This window comes from Microbacterium sp. Soil_N32 (genome assembly GCF_057655505.1).
This window is the reverse complement of record NZ_JBDGME010000019.1, coordinates 41,123-56,581: the sequence shown is the minus strand read 5'-3', so window position 1 is coordinate 56,581 and position 15,459 is coordinate 41,123. Positions and strand designations below refer to the sequence as shown.

At 70.7% G+C, this 15,459-nt stretch carries 15 protein-coding genes; 3 read left to right on the top strand and 12 right to left on the bottom strand.

What is annotated here, in order from left to right:
- Nucleotides 1–12: 12 nt before the first annotated feature.
- The 3 genes from AC3A3J_RS08320 to AC3A3J_RS08310 are packed head-to-tail and all read right to left on the bottom strand — an operon-like array spanning nt 13 to nt 5,984.
- Entirely contained in the window at nt 13–504 is a 492-nt protein-coding gene (locus AC3A3J_RS08320) for a peptide deformylase (protein ID WP_487671834.1), read from the bottom strand.
- Entirely contained in the window at nt 501–2,516 is a 2,016-nt protein-coding gene (locus tag AC3A3J_RS08315) for a MinD/ParA family ATP-binding protein (protein ID WP_487671833.1), read from the bottom strand. Before AC3A3J_RS08315 ends, AC3A3J_RS08320 begins: the two co-directional genes overlap by 4 nt.
- A 60-nt stretch (nt 2,517–2,576) precedes the next feature.
- On the bottom strand, nt 2,577–5,984 hold the full coding sequence (locus AC3A3J_RS08310) for a pyruvate carboxylase (RefSeq protein ID WP_487671832.1): 3,408 nt from the start codon (nt 5,982–5,984) through the stop codon (nt 2,577–2,579).
- Between the two features lie 90 nt (nt 5,985–6,074).
- On the opposite strand from AC3A3J_RS08310, the gene AC3A3J_RS08305 reads away from it, so the two are divergent.
- Complete coding sequence (locus AC3A3J_RS08305) at nt 6,075–6,887, top strand: ParA family protein (protein ID WP_487671831.1); 813 nt, start codon at nt 6,075–6,077, stop codon at nt 6,885–6,887.
- Between the two features lie 81 nt (nt 6,888–6,968).
- Here AC3A3J_RS08305 and AC3A3J_RS08300 read toward each other — a convergent pair whose 3' ends face one another.
- The 3 genes from AC3A3J_RS08300 to AC3A3J_RS08290 form a co-directional block, all read right to left on the bottom strand.
- Nucleotides 6,969–7,514, bottom strand: a complete 546-nt coding sequence (locus AC3A3J_RS08300) for a MerR family transcriptional regulator (protein ID WP_487671830.1) — start codon at nt 7,512–7,514, stop codon at nt 6,969–6,971.
- Between the two features lie 99 nt (nt 7,515–7,613).
- Entirely contained in the window at nt 7,614–8,294 is a 681-nt protein-coding gene (gene ftsR / locus AC3A3J_RS08295) for a transcriptional regulator FtsR (RefSeq protein WP_487671829.1), read from the bottom strand.
- Nucleotides 8,294–8,779, bottom strand: a complete 486-nt coding sequence (locus tag AC3A3J_RS08290; protein WP_487671828.1) for an FHA domain-containing protein — start codon at nt 8,777–8,779, stop codon at nt 8,294–8,296. The genes ftsR and AC3A3J_RS08290 overlap by 1 nt, the downstream gene beginning before the upstream one ends.
- Nucleotides 8,780–8,879: 100 nt before the next feature.
- On the opposite strand from AC3A3J_RS08290, the gene AC3A3J_RS08285 reads away from it, so the two are divergent.
- Nucleotides 8,880–9,536 carry a copper resistance CopC family protein gene (locus AC3A3J_RS08285; protein ID WP_487671827.1) on the top strand — a complete coding sequence of 219 codons (657 nt, stop codon included), beginning with the start codon at nt 8,880–8,882 and terminating at the stop codon, nt 9,534–9,536.
- Nucleotides 9,537–9,545: 9 nt separating this feature from the next.
- On the top strand, nt 9,546–10,943 hold the full coding sequence (lpdA, locus tag AC3A3J_RS08280; protein ID WP_487671826.1) for a dihydrolipoyl dehydrogenase: 1,398 nt from the start codon (nt 9,546–9,548) through the stop codon (nt 10,941–10,943).
- A 51-nt stretch (nt 10,944–10,994) separates the two neighbouring features.
- Here the strand turns inward: lpdA and AC3A3J_RS08275 are convergent, their stop codons facing one another.
- The 6 genes from AC3A3J_RS08275 to AC3A3J_RS08250 form a co-directional block, all read right to left on the bottom strand.
- Entirely contained in the window at nt 10,995–12,116 is a 1,122-nt protein-coding gene (locus AC3A3J_RS08275) for an FAD-dependent oxidoreductase (protein WP_487671825.1), read from the bottom strand.
- Nucleotides 12,103–12,822, bottom strand: coding sequence for a methyltransferase domain-containing protein (locus AC3A3J_RS08270; RefSeq protein WP_487671824.1), 720 nt, complete (start codon nt 12,820–12,822; stop codon nt 12,103–12,105). Before AC3A3J_RS08270 ends, AC3A3J_RS08275 begins: the two co-directional genes overlap by 14 nt.
- Nucleotides 12,815–13,981: a type III polyketide synthase gene (locus tag AC3A3J_RS08265; RefSeq protein ID WP_487671823.1), complete on the bottom strand. Its 1,167-nt coding sequence runs from the start codon at nt 13,979–13,981 to the stop codon at nt 12,815–12,817. The genes AC3A3J_RS08270 and AC3A3J_RS08265 overlap by 8 nt, the downstream gene beginning before the upstream one ends.
- 70 nt (nt 13,982–14,051) lie before the next feature.
- A complete protein-coding gene (locus AC3A3J_RS08260) occupies nt 14,052–14,666 on the bottom strand; it encodes a CYTH domain-containing protein (protein ID WP_487671822.1) in 615 nt (204 codons plus the stop codon).
- Nucleotides 14,659–14,871, bottom strand: coding sequence for a response regulator (locus AC3A3J_RS08255; RefSeq protein WP_487671821.1), 213 nt, complete (start codon nt 14,869–14,871; stop codon nt 14,659–14,661). The genes AC3A3J_RS08260 and AC3A3J_RS08255 overlap by 8 nt, the downstream gene beginning before the upstream one ends.
- A 47-nt stretch (nt 14,872–14,918) precedes the next feature.
- Nucleotides 14,919–15,389: a prepilin peptidase gene (locus AC3A3J_RS08250; protein WP_487671820.1), complete on the bottom strand. Its 471-nt coding sequence runs from the start codon at nt 15,387–15,389 to the stop codon at nt 14,919–14,921.
- Nucleotides 15,390–15,459 lie beyond the last annotated feature (70 nt).

The window sequence follows — 15,459 nt, the reverse complement described above, 5'->3', positions numbered from 1 at the left end:
GCGTTCATGCGGTCAGAACCAGCTGCTCTCCCGCACCTCGCGCATCGCCACGCGACGCGTCTCGGGGTCGAGGCGGGACAGGTACAGCATGCCGTCGAGATGATCGGTCTCGTGCTGCAGCGCCTGGGCGAGCAGTCCGTCGCCCTCCAGCACCACCGGCTCGCCGTCGAGGTCGATGCCCTCGACGCGCGCCCACGGGTGGCGCAGCGCGTCGTGCCAGAGCCCGGGCACGGACAGGCAGCCCTCCCCCGTCGGTACGGGGTCGCCCCGCACCTCGGTGAGCACGGGGTTCAGCACGTAGCCGATCTCGCCGTCGACGTTGTAGCTGAAAGCCCGCACCGCGACGCCGATCTGCGGTGCGGCGACGCCGGCGCGCCCCGGCACCTCCACCGTGTCGAGGAGGTCGGCGACCAGGGCGCGGACGCCGTCGTCGATGTGTTCGATCGGTGCGCACGCGGTGCGGAGCACCGGGTCGCCGAAGACGCGGATCTCACGAACGGTCATGCGGATGCCTCCGACCGCAGGCCCTCGACGACGAGAGCGGCCAGTGCGCGCGCGGCGGCGCGGGTCGCGGGCTGCAGCTGGGCGAACACGATCGGTCCGCCGGCCGCGATCTGCGCGTCGTACGGCATCCGCACCACCGAGCGCACCCGCGTGGCGAAGTGGGCCTGCAGTTCATCGACGCGCACGAGCGGGGTTCCGGGCGCGGACTGGTTGAGCACCACGATGGCCTCGCGCGCCTGCCGGGCGTGGCCGTTGGTCTCGAGCCAGGTGAGCGTCTCACTCGCCAGCCGGGCCTCGTCGACGCTCAGACCGGACACGATCACCAGACGGTCCGCGAGATCGAGCGTGGCGGACATCACGTCGTGCACGATACCGGTGCCCGTGTCGGTGAGGACGAGAGAGTAGAAGTGCGCCGCGACATCCGCGACCTGGCGGTACGCGGGGTCTCCGAAGGCCTCGGCCACACGAGGGTCGTCGTCGGAGGCGAGGACGTCGAGTCGCGTGCTGTCGCGCGCGACAAGGGCAGAGACGTCGTGGTAGCCCGAGATCCGGTCTCGCGCCTTCACCAGATCGCGCACCGAGCTCGTCCGCCCGTTGTGGGCGATGCGGTCTGCGAGCGTGCCTCGGTCGGGGTTCGCGTCGATCGCGATAACCCGGTCGTCTCGAGCATCCGCGAGGGCCATGCCCAGCACGGCGGTGATGGTCGTCTTGCCGACGCCGCCCTTGCGCGAGAGCACCGGCACGAAGCGCGCGCCGCCGGTCAACGGTGCGGCGATCCGAGCGCTCAGCGCCTTGCGCTCGCGCGCACGGCGGCCGTCGCCGAGGTTGATGCGACCTCCCGTGAGGCTGTAGATCAGGTGCGACCAGCCGCCCTCGGGTTCGGGGCGGGCGGCGCGGCTCGGAACCAGCAGCCGGTCGGAGGTGAGCAGGTCTGCGGACTCGCGTGAGGACTCGGAAAGGTCGCCCACGCGCTTCGCGGCCGGCGTCGGGCTCGGCTCGGTCGACCGCGCTGCGTGGCGGGTGACGGCTCGCTTCGGGTCCTCCATGCGGGGGGCCTCCTTCGCTTCGGGATGCGCGGCCGCGCGCCGCGTGGTCGGGCGGACGAGAGGCGGAGCGAGGTGCTCGGGGTCCGCATCCCCGGACTCCACGGCGCGGGCATCGACCTCCGCGTTCCCCATGTCAGAGGGTTCCTCATCCGCGGGCTCGGCACGCTCCGGCGCGGCATCGATCGACTCCATCGGATGGACGTCTGCGGGCTCGATATCCATCGATTCCACCGGATCGGCTTCCGCAGCCTCGGGTTCCGTGGGCTCCTCGTCGGTCGACCGTGTCTCCGTGGCGGGTGACTCTGCGTCGGCGCGCTCTGCGTCCGCGGGCGTAGAAACCTCCGACGGCACGACGTCCGACGCCAGCACGGCCGGCTCCTCGTCGATCGGCTCGTGGTCGGCCGGTTCCTCGTCGATCGGCTCGTCGTCGGCCGGTTCCCCGTCGATCGGCTCCTCGTCGGCGGGGTCCTCGTCGGCCGGTTCCCCGCCGATCGGCTCCTCGTCGGCCGACTCCTCGTCGGCCGGTTCCTCGTCCTCCGACGGAACGACATCCGACTCGTCGACCGACTGCTCATCGGCGGGTTCCGCATCGACCGGCTCGCCATCGGTATCGTCGCCGCTGCCCGCCGGTCCCGCGGGAAACGAAGAGATGACGATCGCGCCGGTGGTCGGGCCGTCGGCCTCGGGCCGGGTGCCGAGGTCCGAGTCGTCCACGGAAGACGCGATGCTCCGGCTGCCCGGATCGGTGACGAGGTCGGCGACGACCGACTCATCGACCTCTCCGTCGATCACCTCGTCATCGGCGAGGTCGTCATCGACCGACATGGGCAGGATGACGCTCACCTGCGCGGTGGCGGGGCTCCCGACGATGCCGATCGCGGTGGTGTCGATGGCGATCGCCTCGTCGAGCACTCCGGTCGAGTCGTCGTCGACGGGATCGGTGGTGTTGTTCGTGTTCACGGTCATGCTCCCAGCTCGCGCGGGCGGAGGTGCAGGCGATCGCCCGCGCCCCCGCACCGCACAAGGTTAGTGCGCCGGGCGGACCACGACCAAAAGATCACCGGCGTCGACCTGCTGGGTCGCAGAGATCGCCAGGCGTTCGACCACACCGTCGATGGGCGTCGTGATCGCCGCCTCCATCTTCATGGCCTCGATCGAGGCGACCGGTTCGCCGGCCCGCACGGAGGCGCCTGGCTCGACCTTGACGGTCACCACTCCCGAGAACGGCGCAGCGATCTGCCCCGCCACGGAGGTGTCGGCCTTCTCGACGTCGTGCGCGTCGACCGCGATCGATCGATCGCGCACGAACACCGGGCGCAGCTGCCCGTTGAGCGTGGTCATCACGGTACGCATGCCCTTGTCGTCGGCCTCGCCGACCGCTTCGAGCCCGACGTACAGCTGCACGCCGCGGTCGATCTCGACCAGATGCTCCTGACCCGAGACGAGGCCGTAGAGGTAGTCGCTCGTGTCGAGCACCGAGAGGTCGCCGAACAGCTCTCTCATCTGCGTGAACTCGCGCATCGGGGCGGGGAACAGCAGGGTGTTCAGCCGCGCACGCCGGGTCGGGCTGTCGCCACCGAGTGCGGCGCGATCGTCGTCCGTGATGTCGGTCACACCGGTGCGCACCGACCGCCCGGCCAGCACCTTCGTGCGGAACGGCTCCGGCCACCCGCCCGGCAGGTCGCCCAACTCGCCCGCCATGAACCCGACGACCGAGTCCGGCACGTCGTACTTCTCGGGGTTCGCCTCGAAGTCGGCGGGATCGGCCTTCACCGCCGCGAGGTGCAGGGCGAGGTCGCCGACCACCTTCGACGAGGGGGTGACCTTGGGCACGCGCCCGAGGATGCGGTCGGCAGCGGCGTACATGTCTTCGATGAGTTCGAAGTCGTCGGCGAGACCCAGCGCCTTCGCCTGCTGGCGCAGGTTCGACAGCTGACCGCCCGGGATCTCATGGTGGTACACGCGGCCCGTGGGCCCGGGAAGACCCGACTCGAACGGTGCGTACTGGTGCCGCACCGCCTCCCAGTAGGGCTCGAGATCCGACACACCCGCGAGATCGATGCCGCTGTCGCGGTCGGTGTGGGCGAGCGCGGCGACCAGCGCCGACAGCGACGGCTGGCTCGTCGTGCCCGACAGCGGGGCCGAGGCCGCGTCGACGGCATCCACTCCGGCCGCGCTCGCGGCGAGCAGAGTCGCGAGCTGTCCGCCCGGGGTGTCGTGCGTGTGCAGGTGCACCGGCAGGTCGAACCGCTCGCGCAGCGCCGAGACGAGCTTCGCCGCGGCTGCGGGGCGCAGCAGCCCGGCCATGTCCTTGATGGCGAGGATGTGCGCGCCCGCGTCGACGATCTGCTCGGCGAGGCCGAGGTAGTAGTCGAGGGTGTACAGGTCTTCCGCGGGGTTGAGGAGGTCGCCGGTGTAGCAGAGCGCGACCTCGGCCACCGCCGTGCCGGTGCGGCGGACCGCGTCGATCGCCGGACGCATCTGCTCGATGTCGTTGAGCGCATCGAAGATGCGGAAGATGTCGACACCGCTGGCGGCGGCTTCCGCGACGAACGCCTCTGTGACCTCGGTCGGGTACGGCGTGTAGCCCACGGTGTTGCGACCGCGGAGCAGCATCTGGATGGCGACGTTCGGCAGCGCGGCCCGCAGTTTGTCGAGGCGCTCCCACGGGTCTTCACCCAGGAAACGGAGCGCGACGTCGTAGGTCGCCCCACCCCACGCTTCGACCGACAGCAGACCCGGGGTGAGACGAGCGAGGTACGGTGCGACGGCGACGAGGTCGCGCGTGCGCACCCGGGTGGCCAGGAGCGACTGATGGGCGTCGCGCATGGTCGTGTCGGTGATCGCGAGCGCGGTCTGGGCCCGCAGCTCGGCGGCGAAGCGCTCGGGGCCGAGGTCGAGGAGGCGCTGGCGCGAGCCCGGGGTCGGCTCCGTGGCCAGGTCGATCTGCGGCAGCTTGGTGCGCGGGTCGACGACGCCCGGGTGAGGGCCGTTCGGCTTGTTGACGGTGACGTCGACGAGCCAGTTCAGGATCTTCGTGCCGCGATCCTTCGACAGGCGCCCGCGCAGCAGCTCGGGGCGCTCGTCGATGAACGACGTGCTGAGGTCGCCGGCGACGAAGGCGTCGTCGTCGAGGAGCGCCTGGAGGAACGGGATGTTCGTCGAGACGCCGCGGATCCGGAACTCGGCGAGAGCTCGTCGGGCCCGGGCGACCGCGGCCGGGAAGTCGCGCCCTCGACAGGTCAGCTTCGAGAGCATCGAGTCGAAGTGCGGGCTGATCTGCGCCCCCTGGTGCACCGTGCCGCCGTCGAGGCGCACGCCCGCGCCGCCCGGGGAACGGTACGTGGTGATCTTGCCCGTGTCGGGGCGGAATCCCTGCGTGGGGTCCTCGGTGGTGATGCGGCACTGCAGCGCCGCGCCGCGCAGGTGCAGGTCGTCCTGCTGCAGCCCCAGCTCGGCCAGGGTCTGCCCGGCGGCGATCCGCATCTGGCTCTGCACCAGGTCGACGTCGGTGACCTCCTCGGTCACGGTGTGCTCGACCTGGATGCGCGGGTTCATCTCGATGAACACGACCTCCCCCGCGCGCTCCCCCGCCGTCTCGAGGAGGAACTCGACCGTGCCCGCGTTCTCGTAGCCGATCGAACGGGCGAACGCCGTGGCGTACCCGTGCAGCGCCGTGCGGATGCTGTCGTCGAGGTTCGGTGCGGGAGCGATCTCCACCACCTTCTGGTGACGCCGCTGCACCGAGCAGTCGCGCTCGAACAGGTGGACCGTCTCGCCGGTCTTGTCTGCGAGCACCTGCACCTCGATATGACGGGGGCGCACCACGGCCTGCTCGAGGAACATGCGCGGATCGCCGAAGGCGCTGCCGGCCTCGCGCGACGCCTCGGCGAGAGCCGGAGCGAGTTCGTCGGCGCTCTCGACGCGGCGCATCCCGCGCCCGCCGCCGCCGGCGACCGCCTTGGCGAACAGCGGGAATCCGATCTCCGCCGCCTGAGCGACGAGCGCGTCGACGTCGTCGGACGCCTCGGTCGACCGCAGCACGGGGACTCCCGCCTCGACGGCGTGCCGCTTGGCCTCGACCTTGTTCCCGGCCATCTCGAGCACCGCCGACGGCGGGCCGATGAACACGATGCCGTTCTCGGCCGCCTTGGCCGCGAGCTCCGGGTTCTCGGAGAGGAAGCCGTACCCGGGGTAGATCGCGTCGGCGCCCGACTCGACCGCGACGCGGATGATCTCGTCGACGTCGAGGTACGCGCGCACCGGATGCCCGCGCTCGCCGATCTCGTACGCCTCGTCCGCCTTGAGCCGGTGGACGGAGCCCCGGTCCTCGTGCGGGAACACCGCCACGGTCCTGGCGCCGACCTCGTAGGCGGCTCGGAAGGCGCGGATCGCGATCTCGCCGCGATTGGCCACAAGGATCTTCTGGAACATGCACACCTCTGGGAGCTCGATGCACGCGGGGGACGCGCATGGGGCGGGGCTGAGTGTCTCCCCAGACTAGGGCAAGGTAACGTGGAGGTCGTGCACGTACTCAGCGTCAGCTCTCTCAAGGGAGGCGTCGGCAAGACGACGGTGACCCTCGGCCTGGCCTCTGCGGCCTTCGCCCGGGGCATCCGGACTCTCGTCGTCGACCTCGACCCGCAGTCGGATGTCTCCACCGGTATGGACATCCAGGTCGCCGGGCGACTCAACGTCGCCGACGTCCTCGCGAACCCGAAGGAGAAGGTCGTCCGCCAGGCGATCACCTCCAGCGGATGGGCGAAGGTGCACCCCGGCACGATCGACGTGCTCATCGGCAGCCCGTCGGCGATCAACTTCGACGGCCCCCACCCGAGCGTGCGCGACGTCTGGAAGCTCGAGGAAGCCCTCGCGGCCGTCGAGTCGGAGTACGACCTCGTGCTGATCGACTGCGCGCCGTCGCTGAACGCGCTCACCCGCACCGCCTGGGCCGCCAGCGACCGCGTCATGGTCGTCACCGAGCCCGGTCTGTTCTCGGTCGCCGCCGCCGACCGCGCACTGCGCGCCATCGAGGAGATCCGCCGCGGCCTCTCCCCCCGCCTTCAGCCCCTGGGCATCGTGGTGAACCGTGTTCGTCCGCAGTCGATCGAGCACCAGTTCCGCATCAAGGAGCTGCGCGACATGTTCGGCCCCCTGGTGCTCTCGCCGCAGCTGCCCGAGCGCACCTCGCTGCAGCAGGCGCAGGGCGCCGCGAAGCCGCTGCACATCTGGCCCGGCGACTCGGCGCAGGAGCTCGCGGCCGACTTCGACCAGCTGCTCGACCGCATCATCCGCACCGGCCGCATCGCGGTGCCGGAGAACGGCTCGCCGGCGTGAGGCCGCTCGGCATGTGATCTGCGCAGACAGCAGAAACGGCCATCCTCTTCGGAGGGTGGCCGTTCTCGTTCGTCCAGAGGGTCAGGCGGAGCGCTTCGCCCGTCGGCTCGCCAGCTCGTCGACGGGATCGGGAGCAGTCGGATCGAACTCGACGAGCGTGGACTCGACCTCGCGGAGCACCTTGCCGACGGCGATACCGAACACGCCCTGACCGCGGCTGACGAGGTCGATGACCTCGTCGTTCGAGGTGCAGAGGTAGACCGAGGCGCCATCGCTCATCAGGGTCGTACCGGCGAGGTCGCGGATGCCGGCGCGTCGCAGCTCATCGACGGCGGTGCGGATCTGCTGCAGGGAGATGCCGGTGTCGAGCAGGCTCTTCACGAGCTTGAGCACGAGGATGTCGCGGAAACCGTAGAGGCGCTGCGACCCGGAGCCGCTGGCTCCGCGGACCGTCGGGACCACGAGCTCGGTGCGCGCCCAGTAGTCGAGCTGACGATAGGTGATCCCCGCCGCACGAGCGGCGACCGCTCCGCGGTAGCCGACCTCGTCGTCCATGGCGGGCAGACCGTCGGTGAAGAGGAGTTCGGTCACGAACCGCGGGTCTCCTGCGAGCTCATCCGCATTCATTTCTTATCCTCCCTGGAACGGTTATCTCCACGGTAGAGCAGCACCCCGGCACCGGCAACGACATCGCCCGCGCACCGAAGGTGTGTCGCAACCAGTTCGTTACGAAAGCAGACGGGCGATCGCATCCTTCACGAACAGTGCGCGGACCTCGTCGATCTTCCCCGCCAGTTCCGGGGCCAGTTCGCTGGCCCGCGCGCGAGAGGCGGCGTCGGTGCGCCGCAGCATCGGGGTGAGCGCCGATTCGATGAGCGCGACCTCGCGCTCGGCGCCCTGACGCAGCGAGCGCAGGTGGCGCGGCTCGATGCCGTGACGATCGAGCGCGACGAGACCGCGCAGCAGCACGACGGTCGCCTCGGGATAGGTCTCCTGAGCCGTGATCACACCGGTGCTGATCGCATCGTTCAGGATCTGCGGCCCGGCGCCCGCCGCCGCGAGCAACTCGTCGCGGCGGTACCGGCGCGGCGCCGGGGCGATCGACGGCGGCGCGACGATCGACGACGCCTCGGAACCGGCGGCGTCGAGCTGTTCGCGGATGACGCTGAGCGGCAGGTAGTGGTCACGCTGGAGGGTGAGTCCCACACGGAGACGCTCGATGTCGGCTGCCGAAAACTTGCGGTAGCCCGATTCGGTGCGCGAGGGCGTGACGATGCCCTGCACCTCGAGAAAGCGGAGCTTGCTGGAGGTGAGATCCGGGAACTCGGGCGTGAGTCGCGCCAGCACCTGGCCGATGCTCAGCAGCCCCGCGGACGAGGATCGTTCGCGGGCGGCGGATGCCGCCATCAGGCGGTCGCCGAGGAACGGTCGACCGGGGAGGCGAAGAAGTTGAGACGGAACTTGCCGACGCGCACCTCGGCCCCGTCGACGAGCGGGCTGCGGTCGAACCGCTCGCCGTTCACATAGGTGCCGTTGAGGGAGCGCTGATCGATGATCTCGAACGACGTGCCGTTACGGGTGATCTCGGCATGGCGGCGCGAGACCGTCACGTCGTCGAAGAAGATGTCGGCCTCGGGGTGACGCCCGACCGTCGTCACATCGGTGTCGAGCAGGTAGCGCGCGCCGGCCAGCGCACCGGAGCGCACGAGGAGCAGCGCCGACCCCGACGGGAGCGCGGCGATGGCGGACTGTTCGACCTCGGTCAACTCCACGCCGAAGGGCACGAAGGAGAGGTCGGAGTCGTGTCCGAACGTCTGCGTCACGTCGTGCCTGGGCTCGCCCGAGCGGTGGATCGCCGCGTCTGCGGCCGGTCGGCTCTCGCTGTCTGTCACTTTGCCCTCCTGGCTCACCAGACTAACGGATCGAGAGGGTCCGACGGGAGCCGCGAGTCGTACTCAGCGCGTGCACACCGGATATTCCTAGGCTGGTCCCGTGAACACCACCGCTCTGCGCCGCCCCCTCGCGCCCGCCGCCCTCGCCGCGGCGCTGCTGGCCGCCTTCCTCGTCCTGTTCTCCCCGATGTCGGCATCCGCGCACGATGCGCTCGTGTCGTCGAGCCCCGAGGCGGATTCGACCGTCGAGACGCTGCCCGCCGAGCTCGTCCTCACCTTCAGCGCCGACCTCATCACCGGCGACGGCGCGACCGAGGTGCAGGTGACCGATGCCGCGGGGACGCTCGTCACCGACGGCGCCGCCGTCACCGAGGGCGCCACGGTCACCCAGCCGCTCGCCGAGGGCGGCGAGGCCGGGACGTACCGGGTGGTGTGGAAGGTCGTCTCGAGCGACGGGCATCCCACCTCCGGCGAGTTCACGTTCACCACGACCTCCGGCGCGCCCACCGACGCACCGTCTCCCGCGGTCACGGCGACCGCGACCCCCGAGACGACGGCCGCGCCCGCCCCGTCGACGACGGCGACCACGGCTCCGGCCGACACCGACGAGAACCCCGCATCCGCCGCGCTCGTCTGGGTGCTCGCGATCATCGGTCTGCTCGTGCTCGCCGCCGCCGTCACCGCTGCCGTCGTGCTGTCGAAGCGGCACCGCCGCGCGGGCTCCTCGCCCGATTCCGACGCTCCCGCAGCGCGATAGGCTGGAGACATGCCTCATTACGACGTCGTCATCCTCGGTGCAGGTCCTGGTGGGTACGTCGCTGCGGTTCGCAGCGCGCAGCTCGGCCTGTCCACCGCCATCATCGAGGAGAAGTACTGGGGTGGTGTCTGCCTCAACGTCGGCTGCATCCCCTCCAAGGCGCTCCTCAAGAACGCCGAGCTCGCCCACACCCTGAAGCACAAGGCCGACTTCTTCGGCATCTCGGGTGACTTCACCATCGACTTCGGCAAGGCGTTCGACCGCAGCCGCGTCGTGGCCGACGGCCGGGTCAAGGGCATCCACTTCCTGATGAAGAAGAACAAGGTCACCGAGTACGACGGCCGCGGCACCTTCACCGGCCCGAAGGCCATCTCGGTCGCCAAGTCCGACGGTTCGACCGAAGAGGTCACGTTCGACAACGTCATCATCGCGACCGGTTCGACCGTCCGCCTCCTCCCGGGCGTCACGCTCAGCGAGAACGTCGTGACCTACGAAGAGCAGATCATGACCCGCGATCTGCCCGAGTCGATCGTCATCGTCGGTGCCGGGGCCATCGGCATGGAGTTCGCCTACGTCATGACGAACTACGGCGTGAAGGTCACGATCATCGAGTTCCTCGACCGCGCTCTCCCCAACGAGGACGCCGACGTGTCGAAGGAGATCGCCAAGCAGTACAAGAACTACGGCGTCGACATCCTCACCTCCACGAAGGTCGAGACCGTCGTGGACAACGGCTCCTCGGTCACCGTCACCTACACCGGCAAGGACGGCCAGGCCGGCTCGATCGAGGCCTCGAAGGTGCTGATGTCGATCGGCTTCGCACCGAACGTCACGGGCTTCGGTCTCGAGAACACGGGCGTCAAGCTCACCGAGCGCGGCGCGATCGACATCGACGACCACATGCGCACGAACGTCGAGGGCATCTACGCGATCGGCGACGTCACCGCGAAGCTGCAGCTCGCCCACGTCGCCGAGGCCCAGGGCGTCGTCGCCGCCGAGACGATCGGCAAGGCCGAGACCATGCCGCTCGGCGACTACCGCATGATGCCGCGCGCCACCTTCTGCTCGCCCCAGGTCGCGTCGTTCGGCCTCACCGAGCAGCAGGCGAAGGACGAGGGGCGCGACATCAAGGTCGCCACCTTCCCGTTCATGGCCAACGGCAAGGCGCACGGCCTGGGCGAGCCGGTCGGCTTCGTCAAGCTGATCGCGGATGCCGAGCACCTCGAGCTCATCGGCGCGCACATGATCGGCCCCGACGTCTCCGAGCTGCTGCCCGAGTTGACCCTCGCGCAGAAGTGGGACCTCACCGCGCTCGAGCTGGCGCGCAACGTGCACACCCACCCGACGCTGTCGGAGGCACTCCAGGAGGGCTTCCACGGCCTCGCGGGGCACATGATCAACTTCTGATCGCCCGTCTCGAAGGCCCGGTCCGCGCTCGCGCGACCGGGCCTTCGCGCGTCACAGACCGTTCATCGTGACGAGGTCGGCGGAGCGACGGCGCATCGACCGCGCGCCGAGAGCCCGGATCACGGCCTCGCGCCCGCGCGCGGCGACGAAGGGCAGCGGCATCCCCATCGCCATATAGAAACGGGACCGATCCTGCGCGCGCCGCGCGGAGCGTCGGGCCCGGTCCTCCCACGCCCCGAGGTCCGGAGGCACGAGCCCGCTCAGCGTCGGCAGCGCATCCGCGAAACGCACGGCGTTGGTCCAGCCGATGTTCATGCCCTGTCCGCCGATCGGGCTCACCTCGTGCGCCGCGTCGCCGATCAGCGCGATCCGGCCGCGCACGAAGCGGTCGGCGAGGTGTTGCGTCGCGCGGAACGTCGACGGCCGCACCCCGCACGGCACGTCCGGTCGGATCCCGACCCTCCGCTCCACCGTGGCGGCGAACCCCTCGGCCGTCTCGACCTCGTCTCCGGCGCGACGCCGCACCACCCACCGCCGTCGACCGTTCGGCAGCGGGAACGACTCGACCAAGCCGTCCGGCTCGCAGAACAGGGTCGCCCGGTCGCCGGCATCCGCATCGTCGATGTCGATCATCGAATACTCGCCGTGCCCCGGGCGCCGACGCCATCGCGGGCCGAGACCGCTGCGCAGCGAACTGTGCACGCCGTCGGCGATCACGACGAATCGCGCCGTGCTCTCGCCGGCTCCTCGTCCGTCGTCGGTGAGCACGCGCACGCGCGGTCCCTCGTCGACGAGAGCGCCGACCGCGCTGCCGGACCGCACGGCGTCCGCCCCCTGCGCCTGCAGGCGTGCGCGCAGCAATGCGTCCATCCGCTGCTGTCCGAGCGTGAGGACGGGGCGGTCCGACGGGAAGTCGATCGCCGCGAGCGTCCTGCCCTGACTCACCACGTCGCCGCCGCGCAGCGCAAGCGCCTCGCGCCGAATCGCCTCTCCGACGCCGGCCGCGTCGAGAGCGGCGAGACCCGGTGGGTGGATGCCGATCGCGCGGCTGCGTTGGTCCGAATCGATGCGTCGCTCGTGCACCACCGCATCCACGCCCCGCTGCCGCAGCACGCAGCCGAGGAGCATTCCGACCGGACCGCCGCCCACGATCACCACGTCATGGTCGGGCATGCGGAGGCTCCCAGCGCAGCTCGAGTCGGGCGGGCAGATGGGAGCGCACACGCCAGGGGGCGGGGGCGACGGCGGAGAGCTCGCGCGCCGTGTACGACCGACGGATGCTCCGCAGCCCGTCGATGCGGATGAACGAGTCGGCCAGCAGTGTGGTCGACAGCAGGCCCGTGCCCACGGCGAACGCGGCATAGGCGGTGCGACTGCGGGCGATGTCGTGATGCGCGGCCACGCCGCCGTGCGCGACCAGGCGCTCGCTGTCGGAGAGCAGCGCACGAAGCTCCGCCCCGGTCAGATGGTGCAGCAGGTGATTCGAGAGCACCACGTCGAAGCGCTCGCCCTCGGCGACGAGCTGCGAGCTGTGCGCGGCCCGGTAGCGGATGCCCGCGCCGTCGTCGTGCTCCTCGGCCCAGGCGATCGCTCTCTCGTCGGGATCGAGCGCGGTGATCTCGGCGCGCAGACCGTCTCGACGCACACGAGCGGCGAGGGAGCGGCAGAGGTCGCCGCCACCCGCCCCGATGTCGAGGATGCGTATCGGGCCGCGTCGTGCGCGCGGCCGCACGTCGCGCCGGTAGACCAGACCCGGCCGCGACACGACCGCGTTGACGTACGTGAAGCGGTCGTAGGTGCGTTCGAGCAGGCGCAGGTCGGCGCCCGGGTCGTCCATGAGCTCGCGCAGACCGGTGGCCCGCTCGCGCAGGTCAGGCATCGAGCGGCCGCGGCGTCTCGATCGTCATCAGCGCGCTCTCGGCGGTGAGCCCCGGCCCGAAGGCCATCGCCGCCACGCGGTCGCCCCGCTCCGCCCCCTCCTGCTCGAGGATGTGCTTGAGCACGAACAGGATCGTGGCGCTCGACATGTTGCCGTTGCGCCGCAGCACCTCGCGGGCCGGGCGCATCTGGTCGTCGCTGAGGTGCAGGCGCTCCTGCACGCGGTCGACGATGCTGCGGCCCCCGGGGTGCACCGCCCAGTGGGCGACCCGCTCGCCGATCGTGCCCTCCTCGAAGGCGAGCGACATGTCGTGCTCGCCGACGTAGAGCGGGCGGAGGGCGCCGAGGATCGTCTCGCCGATGATCTGGGGCACGGCGGTGGAGAGGATCATCTCGAAGCCGGAGTCGCCGATCGTCCACGCCATGTCCTTCTCCCCCTCGGGCACGATCGCGGTGTGGAAGCGGTCGAGGCTCAGCGACGGCATCGGGGAGGGCAGCTGGCGAGCCGTGACGATCCCGGCCGCCGCACCGTCGGCGAAGAGCGAGGTGGCGACGATGGTGTCCGGGTCCTCCGAGGTGCGCAGGTGCAGCGTGCACAGCTCGACGCTCACGACGAGCACCACCGCGTCGGGGTCGGCGGCGCAGAACTGGCTCGCGGCCCGCAGCGCGGGCATCGAGGCGTAGCAGCCCATGAATCCCAGGTGGAAGCGCTGCACGCTGTCGGACAGACCGAGCGCGCGGACGATCTCGTACTCGGGCCCTGGCGCATGGAAGCCGGTGCACGACACGGTGATCACGTGCGTGATGTCGGAGGCCTGCAGATCGGGGTCGGCATCGAGCGCCTGCTGCGCGACGGCCGTGAAGAGGGCAGTGGCTTCGCGCACGTACACGTCGTTGCGGGTGCCGGTGGTCGGCGAGAGCAGCAGGTTCGACTCCCGGTCGTAGAACACCGGCTCGTCGACCTCGGCGAACGGCGAGAGCTCTTCGATGACGGTGTGGCGCGTGTCGATGCCCGAGCCGTCGAAGGATGCCGTCACGATGCGCTGCGCCAGACGCCCGAGGCCGGGCTGGCGGGCGAAGACGTCGCGGACGGCGTCCTGCGCCAGCACGGTATCGGGCACGATGGTCTGCAACGATCGCAGGATGGCGGGTCGGGTCATAGTGCCACTCAATCACCGCGCGAGGAGGGCGGGTAGGGGGTTGCGGCGGATCGCGGTGCTCTGCGACGCGTCAGAAGCCGAGCGCACGGGCGAGCTTGGAGTCGGAGGCGGCATCACGGCCCCCGGCCGCGCGCACGGCCTCGTCGACCGCGGCGAAGAACGCCGCGCGCCCCTCGGCGTCGGCGGGAGCCGCGGGGCCGAGCTCGACCTCCCATTCGCGCCACTCGCGTTCGATCCCCTGACGGACGTCGGTCGCCCGCACACGGTCATCGACGAACTCGGCGATGACGCCGCCTGCGCCTTCGAGCAGGTATGCCGTGCGATCGTTGCGGATGCGCGCGAGCGGCGTCAGCGCATCGGTCGTCCACCGCGAGAGCGTCGAGGCGACGGCATCCGGCACTCGATCGTCGTCACCCAGCGGCCACCCGAGCTCGACACGTCCGTCGCCCTCGCGCGGACCCTTGATGTGCCATCCCGCGTCGGGCCCTCCGGTGCGGCGGCGCAGGGCGACCCCGGCGCGGGCGAGCGCCGCATCGGCGGTGTCGAGGTACTGCGCGTCGAGTGCGCGCAGCTCGCCCTCGGTCACGGCATCGACACCGGGGACAGCCGTCCACACGGGCAGGGGCGTCGCGGCGTCGACGTCGTACTTGCGCTCGACCTCGACGCTCCGCGACGGTTCAGTCATCGCCGGTGGTGAGGTTCTCGAGGGACTCGTCGTACCAGTAGTCGACCTCGGTGGGGCCGTCGTCTGAGCCGGTGTGCTGCGGCTCGCCTCGGCGTTCGTACACCACCTGGGTCTCGCTGTAGGGGACGATCAGCTTGTCGTCCGCGTCGCCGAGGGGGATGATCTGCCCGTCGAGCGGGCCTCCGTGGAGTCGTGCGAGTGCCATGTGCTCACCCTATCCCCGCACCGATGGCGATGCGCGGATCGGGCGGCTCAGGCGACGAGGATGCCCAGGGCGGCGCCCACGATCATCCACGGGCCGAAGGCGATGCGGGTGCGGCGATCGACGCGGCGGAGCGCGAGGAGCACGAGCACGTAGAGCGCGCCGAGGACGAAGGCGGATGCCGCCCCCACCGCGAACGGCGTCCACCCGTGCCAGGCCAGCACCAGGCCGATCACCGCGGCGAGTTTGACGTCTCCCCCGCCCATGCCCGCGCGGCTGATCAGGCGCAGGAGGGCGTAGAAGCCGCCCAGGGCGATCATGCCCAGCAGCGCGCGGATCGAGGGGGCGCGATCTCCGGTGACGAGGGCGTCGACGACGGCGAGCGCGAGGAGCGCGGCGAGGGTGGGGAGCACGATGCGGTCGGGCAGTCGATGCGTGCGCGCGTCGATGGCGATCAGCCATCCGCCGATGCCGACCAGGGCGAGGTGGACGAGCACGACGAGGCTGAGACGCGGATCCATGCCGGAAGGCTAGGAGATCGCCGGGGTGGGCCGGAGGAGCGTGTGGATAAGTCGACGCGGGGGGAGGTGG

Coding starts and splice junctions, on each gene's coding strand:
- AC3A3J_RS08320 (WP_487671834.1), bottom strand. CDS start 504: ATGACCGTTCGTGAGATCCGCGTCTTCGGCGACCCGGTGCTCCGCACC.
- lpdA (WP_487671826.1), top strand. CDS start 9,546: ATGCCTCATTACGACGTCGTCATCCTCGGTGCAGGTCCTGGTGGGTAC.
- AC3A3J_RS08300 (WP_487671830.1), bottom strand. CDS start 7,514: ATGAATGCGGATGAGCTCGCAGGAGACCCGCGGTTCGTGACCGAACTC.
- AC3A3J_RS08255 (WP_487671821.1), bottom strand. CDS start 14,871: ATGGCACTCGCACGACTCCACGGAGGCCCGCTCGACGGGCAGATCATC.
- AC3A3J_RS08310 (WP_487671832.1), bottom strand. CDS start 5,984: ATGTTCCAGAAGATCCTTGTGGCCAATCGCGGCGAGATCGCGATCCGC.
- AC3A3J_RS08315 (WP_487671833.1), bottom strand. CDS start 2,516: ATGACCGTGAACACGAACAACACCACCGATCCCGTCGACGACGACTCG.
- AC3A3J_RS08275 (WP_487671825.1), bottom strand. CDS start 12,116: ATGCCCGACCATGACGTGGTGATCGTGGGCGGCGGTCCGGTCGGAATG.
- AC3A3J_RS08250 (WP_487671820.1), bottom strand. CDS start 15,389: ATGGATCCGCGTCTCAGCCTCGTCGTGCTCGTCCACCTCGCCCTGGTC.
- AC3A3J_RS08260 (WP_487671822.1), bottom strand. CDS start 14,666: ATGACTGAACCGTCGCGGAGCGTCGAGGTCGAGCGCAAGTACGACGTC.
- AC3A3J_RS08270 (WP_487671824.1), bottom strand. CDS start 12,822: ATGCCTGACCTGCGCGAGCGGGCCACCGGTCTGCGCGAGCTCATGGAC.
- AC3A3J_RS08265 (WP_487671823.1), bottom strand. CDS start 13,981: ATGACCCGACCCGCCATCCTGCGATCGTTGCAGACCATCGTGCCCGAT.
- ftsR (WP_487671829.1), bottom strand. CDS start 8,294: ATGGCGGCATCCGCCGCCCGCGAACGATCCTCGTCCGCGGGGCTGCTG.